2 protein-coding genes are annotated in these 1,938 nt (G+C 63.2%); both read right to left on the minus strand.

Going from position 1 to position 1,938, the window contains the following annotated elements:
- Window positions 1–70: 70 nt before the first annotated feature.
- The gene (gene ltrA, locus JL39_RS16095; protein WP_227702662.1) at window positions 71–1,330 is read right to left on the minus strand and encodes a group II intron reverse transcriptase/maturase; all 1,260 of its coding nucleotides are present in this window, start codon (window positions 1,328–1,330) and stop codon (window positions 71–73) included.
- Window positions 1,331–1,536: 206 nt separating this feature from the next.
- Window positions 1,537–1,668: a hypothetical protein gene (locus JL39_RS32810; protein ID WP_265105677.1), complete on the minus strand. Its 132-nt coding sequence runs from the start codon at window positions 1,666–1,668 to the stop codon at window positions 1,537–1,539.
- Window positions 1,669–1,938: the final 270 nt, after the last annotated feature.

The raw sequence follows: 1,938 nt of genomic DNA on the forward strand, positions 1-1,938 counted from the left end.
ATCGGGTAGGAGGGGCCTTACGGCATCCCTCCTCCCACACCACCGTGCGTACGGTTCCGTACACGGCGGTTCATGAAGCGTGGTTTAGGCGGTGCAGTTCCCGTTGTAAAGAAATCAGCCCGAGTTGGTCGAAGAGGGCCTTACGGAAGGCATCGTTCATGTGGCTGGCCCCGGCATTCCACCAAGGACCGTGACCATTACTGGTCGAGTCACGTGCCCGTTGCTCCGTCAGGCCGCGCTGCACCAACCGCATGCACCGAGTACGTGGCCGTTTCCATTGCCGCCATAGGATACAGCGCAACCTGCGCCGCAACCAACCATCAAGCTCCTCCAGGATCCCCTTGCCTTCGGTCAGCCGGAAATAGGCCATCCAGCCGCGCAGGATCGGGGTGAGGTCTTTGACGGTGGCGCCGAGGGCGCGACCGCGCCCGGCACGAAAGGCAGCCTTCAGCTTCCCCCTGAACCGCGCCACGCTGGACGCCGCGATCCGTAGACGCGGCGCCCTGTGGAAGGTCATGGTGTAGCCAAGGAACGTGCGCTTCCACGGTCGGTCCACGGCGCTTTTGGCACCGTTGACCGTGAGCTTCAGCCGTTCGGCAAGGAAGCGGGTGAGCGAGGCCATAACCCGCTCGCCGGCACGCTGCGACTGCACATAGACGTTACAGTCGTCGGCGTAGCGGCAGAAGGCATGGCCGCGTCGCTCCAGTTCCTTGTCGAGGTCATCGAGCAGAATGTTCGACATCAGCGGCGAAAGCGGACCGCCTTGCGGGGTCCCTTCGCTGCGTACCGTTTCGATCCCACCCGTCATCAACCCAGCCTGCAGGTAGCGGCGGACCAGTCGCAGCACCCGCTTGTCGGTGACCTTGCGTGCCACGCGTGCCATCAGAGCATCGTGGTTTACTCGGTCGAAGAACTTCTCCAGATCAAGATCGACCACAAAACGGCGACCACCGGCCACATGTGACCGGGCGGCGAGCACCGCGTCGTGAGCGCTCCGCCCCGGCCGGAAGCCGTAGGAGGAGGCCGAGAAGTCCGGGTCGAAGATCGGCATCAGCACCTGATGCATCGCCTGCTGGAGCAGCCTATCGAGGCAGGTCGGAATGCCTAGTTGACGCATTCCTTTGCCGCCGGGCTTGGGGATTTCCACCCCGCGCACCGGCGCCGGCCTGTAACAGTCCGCCAGCAAGTCTTCCCTGATACGCGGCCAATGCTCCGCAAGGTATGGCTTCAGTTGTTCGACAGACATCTTATCGATGCCCGGCGCACCCTTGTTCGCCACCACCCGACGGTAAGCCGCCATCATGTTCTCGCGGCTGAGGATCGTCTCCATCAGTCGCTCATTCGCCTCCGGTCGAGAGGGTAACAGTCCTGCCGTGGTGTCGGATGCACCCAATGCCTGCCCTCGCGGCTTCCGGCCGCTACTCTCAGCTTGGGCACAGGGCATCTCAGCCCCAACTTCTGCACCTGTTCTCACCATCGAAAGACCGATCTCCGTCCCGCACTCCATGTTCAGCCCTTCGCCGCTTGGTCCGGCTACTACGGCTTCTGCTGTCCCCTGCCGCCCCATCCCGACGCCTCTCGACGCCGGTAGCCCACCTGTTTCCAGGGGCAGATCGACAGGTCTCCCAGGGTAAGACGCGTGACCTTCATGCCATATACCTGTCGCATCTACGGCCGCATCCTCCCGGTGATATCGGGCTTCGGGTCTGTTGGCTCCCTCGCCCGGATGCGGACGCCTCATATGCGCTTCCTGTTCGTCAGGCCGGCATTTTGCTTGCAGCTTCCTTCAGACCCCACCTCGCGGCAACGCCCTTGCTGTTCAGCTAACAGTTCCCATCACCAGGGCCTGCAGAGGACTTGCACCTCAAAGTCATCGGCCGGATACCAGCCCGGCCAAACGGTGCTCTCGCACCACGCGCCATGCCTGGCGCACCAACA

The sequence above is a fragment of the Rhizobium sp. YS-1r genome (genome assembly GCF_000757525.1).
Classification (GTDB): Bacteria; Pseudomonadota; Alphaproteobacteria; order Rhizobiales; family Rhizobiaceae; genus Neorhizobium; species Neorhizobium petrolearium.